Here is a 6,336-nt window from a genome sequence, read left to right on the forward strand (position 1 = left end):
ACTGACGAAAACGTAGTACCTCTCGCTGCTCCAACCGGGATTGTCGTGCACATCCTAGTGACTTGGAATGAAATTCCACGGGGGACGTGGGCCCGCACTCTCTACAATTCAACAGGTTAGCCAACAAGAAAAGGACGATGATATGCCTGCATTAACGAAGTCTGATCTGCATTACGAATACAGCTGGAAAGCAGTTACCGGTGATGATCCCAACAAGACCTTGATCGATGCGGATCGTCTTAGTCGAGCTGAAGGGTATGAGGTACTTTATTTTCTAAACCACCTTAAAGGTAAAGGGGGTGTAGATCTTGAAAAGAAGACTCGCTTGATCGTGGAATGGATGCTTCATGCAGAACTTCCAGGCACCATCCAAGGCAGAAAAAAAATACATGACTGGGTCGTTGCTAATTTTTCAACTCTGAAAGCAGGATATCCGTTTTAAATTCAACATATCCCGTTCATAATCCCCCTCGTACTGAGAGCCAAAAATCCTCAAAGGTAACCCCACCTTGAGGATTTTCTCGGCGAATAGGATGCAACCGACTGGCAAGGAAGCTACAAATCTTCAATCCAAGGGTTAGAGTGCGAATTTTCGGTTTTGCGCATTGTTCCTTACATTACGCGTGGACGATTTGTGAATTCTAAGATAAAGGGGACTTCATGACGGTAGAGTCGGCCAACGACGACGTCGATTTCAGCAGCGTTTCAACTACAGCACCGGCACAATTTAGCGTCACCGCTCGGGGGGCATTTCCTAGCGAGGAGGATGCGCACCGTCTAGCAACAGTTGTCGGTGAGTTAGTTCGCGTGTTAAGCCGTAAGTTTGATTTATCTAGGCTGGATGGTGTAACGGTTGCTGAGGATTATGCCCAAGCGCTGGCCGAGTTAGATCGCGGATATGAGAGCAGCCATACTCTTACTCCTTCAGAAGGAGCAGTTGTCGGGGTGGCGATGACGCCTTCTGTGCTTCGAGATGACGTGCTGAAATGTCATATCGTATTTAATGCCCGATACCTTTGGCCGCTTAAGGATACTAGTGACCCGACTGCTTTGCAGTTACCGCTGCACATCGTGGCCCACGAATGTGCGCACGTCGAAGTTACCGGAAAGTTTGAGGCGGCTATCCCAGGCCTACTTTTGCGCAGCCGCTTCACGAATCTTTGGGAACGAGCTCGTAGCGATGTGATCTTTGCGTGCTGGGATGAGTACGCAGTCACGTTACTCTGCGCGGGCATAGGTGCAGATCCTACAGAAAGTTATGAGGAGACGCTAATCACAAACATGGGCATTGTCCGGCAGGAAGCTAATGAAGCAATCAAAGCTTATCGCCTACATAGCGACTTAGACCAAGTTTACCGAGAGGTTTATCGAACGTACGCTAACTTGTTGAAATACGCTTCTTATTACTTAGGAAATTTAGCAGGACGTGATACGGAGTTGTCGGTTAGGCCGAATTTTGAAGCGACGCTTGCTGGCCATTGGTTCGAGGAATATTTTCACCGGCTCGATAACGCTTGTAAAGCGATCATGGCTCAGTATGGGATGTGGCAAGACCTCAGTTTGTTTGAGGTCGTCGCGGATATAGCAGATGACATGGTGGCTGAAGGTGGGATTATTATGAGGCGTGAGGGCGGTCAGCTCTACATAGATATACCTTTCACGGCGGAGACGATGCCTTAAGAATTTTTTCGCACAGATAGACTTCTCCATGAATTATGGTAATGCGCGTGACGGCCTGGTGCACTCGCGGAGAATACGCACTCAGAAAGCGACTCTTTTTCTCATACAACTTTGTGGTCAGCCGAGAGGGCAACTTCACTTGCCAAGTTACAAGTCACTTGAATCGACACCCCGCTCCAATAGTCGTGCATGAGCCCTTTCAACGTAAGCATTCACAGACTCTGGATTAGAGTGGCCAAGCAGAATTGCAACGGACGCGGCTACAGATGCTACGCTAGTATCTAAGCCCAAACGAAGTCGTCCACGTATCTCACTCTCGACTCTTTCATCAGTGAATTTTCTACGAAACGAATGCAAGCCAGCACCGCGCGGAGCCCCAATTGCTTTGAACGCGGCTCCAAAAATTTGTGAAATTGCCTGGTCTGTCAGCGGTAAACCATCCCTCGCTGATGTAAAGATACGATCATTCGCACAGGCGTCATCCCAGCCCATTTCGAGGAAATACGCCTTCCTGAAATTGTGGATGAAGAACCGGATCTTCGCTGCAAGGTTGACTCCTACGTCAAATGTATATTGATAGCCAAACTTCTGAGACGCTGGCCGTATTTTCAACACTTTATCGTTGATACTGATGGACTCGAACTGCGCACATAGCAGGGAATTGATCGCACCACGACGCCATCCAACGGCATTGGCGATTTCCATGAAGAGAATATTTCTAGCGTAAGTAAATTCAGTACAATTTTCTCGAAAGTACTTCTCCATTTGAGATTTATCCTCGTCCGTAGCAAAGTATCTTCCATTCGTCGTGCCTGCGGAACCGCTACGCTTAAATAAAAGAGGAAATGTCTGCTGCGACTGACTTCTTCTGCGATTTCGATCGCGTTCCAAAACCGTTATCTTCGAATCGTACTCGCCAATATAATGCGCTGGAAGCCAGCCATTTTGGCTCGACCAAGTTAAAAACTTGTAGATTCGTCGTAATCCAATATTCACTGAGCGTTGCGCACGCAACAAATCACCACTGGAATTTTTTCTGTTTCTCGTTAGCGCCAACTCGTGATCGCGAAATTGTTTCAGTAGCACGTCATTCACTAACAACAAATCGCTCTCGGGAAGAAACTCGATAAACTTCTTCAGATAAAGTGCTTCATTCTTGATAGTCCTGGCATTTAAATCGCATTGCATGGAGAGATAGTAGATATATTCCATAATGCAGTGGCATATTTCCCCATCAGGGAGGTGATAGGCGATCAGATGTGGCTTTCCGTTGATCTCATGCCACGAATACTTCAATGTGGATAAAACTAAATCTTCTTGTTTCATCTCGTCCTCTACGCTTTAGGAGTCTTTTTGCGGGATGGAGTTGCAACCAAATGTGGCGCGCCCGAAAGCTCTTTCAAACTACGCTGCAGTATGGCCAATCTATCTAACTGGATTTCACGGTCCTGCGCAATTTCGTTTCTTTCCTTAATAATTTTTACTAATTCAAGCTCGAGTATTTTTCTCAGCTTCTCTGACTCCGCTAACTTCATTCTGAGATCCCTCTCAGGATTAGATCCCCTTCGCTTAATAGCTTGCTTAATTTGATTCAGAGACAAAATGGTCATCTCAATCCGCGTGCGAATGGATGGATAACGTCTTAGCGTCTCATTTGAATTTCTCCGGACCTCAGATATACCGTATGAAGGTCCTTTAACTGAATCCCAGAGATTGAATTGTCGAATTGATTTTGGAAAATCCGCATGTATCGCATTTTCCTTATCACCTACGGCTAGGGACGCTTCGATTGCCGAACGCAGTTCTTCTAAAATTGAAATCTTAGACAGCAAATTCTGCTCGGCATTGTCTTGATTGCGGTAAGCAATAGATGGCTTATATATTCTTTTTTTCATGGATCCGACCTCGCAATAAGCTTAGGGCTTCTCTGACATTGTCACGCTCATTTCTTTTCTGCTCAAACATTAAGCTGCCAATATCGAGATTTTCCATTTCATGTTCTATTTCACGGAGGTCTGCATCGATATTTGATAGGTACGGCTCCGATGTAAGATGAAACATACACGTCCCGCATGTGTGAGCATTTGCTCTACTTCGATCTAGATCTAGCTTATCGCTAGATAGGCAACGGGCAGATTTAATAGACAACGTAGAACCGGCCATGCACTGGCCATGTCGCATCGGACGTGGAAAGTGACCACGTTGCTTCAAGATCCCAACTATCGGAGTACCTGTTTCCCGTTCTGAATTTATCTCAACAGCGGTCGCCAGCTTTAAATGTACGCGTCGTACAAATCTCTCGTATCCGCCTAATCTTGTCTCTCCATTCAAGATCGCAAAAACCTCATGTTCGAATTTCTCGTCGCGAACAATAGCTAGCTCTTCATTGAGATCGTCAACATGCGCTTGACGAACCTTTTGAATCTCGGTCGAAGAGATATCTAAGCACTCACTGATTTGCTCTGACTCGGGCCGGGAAGAAGGATCAGTGATGTAGATCATAGTCGACGCAAGATCGAAGTGGCCCAACTGATACATTAACGCTTGAAGGTCAGCATTCTCATACTGGTAGTAAAAAATGAGTGCGTAAATTCGCCGAAACATGTGGGAGGAGACAGCAGGGATATCTCCATCGCCAAATGCCAATCTCAAATATGGCATGGCATCTTCTTCATTCCCTTTTCCAGAAGTCGAAAATGCATACCACTGTTTTCGTTCTCCTACGCCTTTACTTAAACTAAAGCGCCGATAGCAAAAAAGTGGCCGATTCTTCGACAGGTCTTTCTTAAAGAGCGCAACATCAATTTGATAAAAGGCATCTTCCAATCGCTCTAGAAGTCTCACTGCATCTGCAGTAATCTTATTGACGTAGAACGGAATCCTTTCTTGGTAAGTCTTCTCAATATAAAAATCAATTTGATATAGCTCTAGTTCCTCGCTAATTACCTTTAAATCTCCTCGTCTTAAACCAAACTTCCTATGGCCGATTTCATCCTTTCGTCGACCGTTCATAGTCGCGATAGTTACGTAGCAGGCTGTGATCAAACATAAGACCGCCGTTCTCAGTGAATGTGATCGTTCTTTCGTTCGACGGCCAAAGTCCAGATACTCGATCGGAAACGGAAGAGCGCCGACGACGCGCAACCTGGTCGGCAACGTCTCAAAGAAACTCCTTAGTCGTTTCCCCATATATTTTCTGGTAAGCATCCGGCATTCGACCACCTCTTTGGATACTTCTTCAATCAAGTCCGCAATTAACGGGCCGTACTCATAGATCCAAGACGCACTGCTTTTCAGCATAATGGACGCCGCACCTACATTGATATTTTTTGTCCTCGAAGGTGGTCTGGCTAACTTTTTAGCCAGCTTGTTTGAGTCAATATATGGTGGAAACGACAGGCCCCAGTCCGCCCCAATGTCGTAGAAAATATTGATATAACTCAGCACAGCATTTAATCTGCTTGCCCCCCATACGTTTTGAAGAGAACCATCACGCTCCTCCAGCGCAGTTACCGGCTCTGCAGTGACGGATCGAAAGTTTCGGATGTTGGTACCTAAGATTTTACGAATCTCAGTTTGTCTGTATGTGAACACATGCTTCCCGATAACTGATTCCTGAGTTTCAAAGAGCATCGACCGCTCGTGGGAAGCTAACGCATGTATCCGTTCCTGAATATTTAGCGCAACAAGCCATCCCCCGCTAGCCAGAGACTTCACCAGATTCTCAAAATGATAAGGGCGCGCATCGGCGAACTTTGTGACATCCTGAATCCATAAATATTCGAGAGCCATCGACAGCAGGTAGATGATTCCTCTGACTCGCGTAGTCCTTGATTTGGACTGTCCCGCCGTTTCCAAATATCGCTGCGCACATAACACCAATACTTTGGATAACTCAGGAAAATCTGATATCGGACGAATTGATGGGTAAATTGAGTTTGCCGGCAAAAATACGTCGGATAGATTAAATGTCCAGAACTGACTCTCTTCCTCTGCAGCCTCTAACCGGCGAATTCGCAACCGAAGTTGATCATCTATAGAAATATCCGAGTGCCACAAATCCTTTCGGATGTATTCGGCAGTTGTGGCGAATTCATTTTTTTGTGTTTCTTTTGGATTATTTTTCATGGCGAGCCCCCCCGATCTTTTTAGTTATCTCCTCTATGAGGGGGGCAATCGTGTCCTTCAACAACCCTTCTCGAAGAAATAGAAGAAGTGCCGAATTTAAGAGTATCGCGGGCCCTAAAACTTTCTCGAAGTTCTCGGGATTACGAGCATAAAGCTTCCGCCAACGTTGCCGGTGATATTGATTAAAACGGACAATCTCTTCTAGCCGCGCGCGAGTTACAACGATCTTGTTGTTTGAACATCCACCATCAGAATGACAGTTTCGAGCAGAACATTGGCCGTTAAGTAGCCAGTCATGCTCAGGTGGCGCACTCGGATTTACACAACTTGTGCCATCGCCTACCGCCTTTAACAGGCTAGCAGAAGAGCCATTCAGATCTTCGTGGATGGCAACGATCACTGACTCGAATCGCCGCTGGAATTCGAGATTTATACTCTTACTGATCAGACGAACCAGAAATTGATCAAGATACGTCCCAGTTGTATGTAGCGATGCATGGCCAGCGGCCACACGAGCCGCTTCGGCTG

5 protein-coding genes and 1 pseudogene are annotated in these 6,336 nt (G+C 46.1%); 2 read left to right on the plus strand and 4 right to left on the minus strand.

The annotated features are described in order from the left end of the window. The first annotated feature begins 67 nt into the window (after nt 1–67). Nucleotides 68–442 carry a hypothetical protein gene (locus tag PMI40_RS23120; RefSeq protein WP_202949694.1) on the plus strand — a complete coding sequence of 125 codons (375 nt, stop codon included), beginning with the start codon at nt 68–70 and terminating at the stop codon, nt 440–442. A 218-nt stretch (nt 443–660) separates the two neighbouring features. Beyond that, nucleotides 661–1,680, plus strand: coding sequence for a hypothetical protein (locus PMI40_RS23600; protein WP_008111138.1), 1,020 nt, complete (start codon nt 661–663; stop codon nt 1,678–1,680). Between the two features lie 147 nt (nt 1,681–1,827). Here the strand turns inward: PMI40_RS23600 and PMI40_RS23605 are convergent, their stop codons facing one another. From PMI40_RS23605 to PMI40_RS24315, 4 genes and pseudogenes are all read right to left on the minus strand, one after another. Beyond that, nucleotides 1,828–3,006, minus strand: coding sequence for a hypothetical protein (locus PMI40_RS23605; protein ID WP_008111140.1), 1,179 nt, complete (start codon nt 3,004–3,006; stop codon nt 1,828–1,830). Between the two features lie 8 nt (nt 3,007–3,014). Beyond that, entirely contained in the window at nt 3,015–3,575 is a 561-nt protein-coding gene (locus tag PMI40_RS23610) for a hypothetical protein (RefSeq protein ID WP_008111142.1), read from the minus strand. Next, nucleotides 3,556–5,808 carry a hypothetical protein gene (locus PMI40_RS23615; RefSeq protein WP_008111144.1) on the minus strand — a complete coding sequence of 751 codons (2,253 nt, stop codon included), beginning with the start codon at nt 5,806–5,808 and terminating at the stop codon, nt 3,556–3,558. The genes PMI40_RS23610 and PMI40_RS23615 overlap by 20 nt, the downstream gene beginning before the upstream one ends. After that, nucleotides 5,798–6,336 (minus strand): annotated as a pseudogene (locus tag PMI40_RS24315) (hypothetical protein); the annotation flags it as partial. The pseudogene PMI40_RS24315 and the gene PMI40_RS23615, both read right to left, overlap by 11 nt.

Origin of the sequence: Herbaspirillum sp. YR522, assembly GCF_000282575.1 — a bacterium.
Lineage (GTDB): Bacteria > Pseudomonadota > Gammaproteobacteria > Burkholderiales > Burkholderiaceae_D > Herbaspirillum.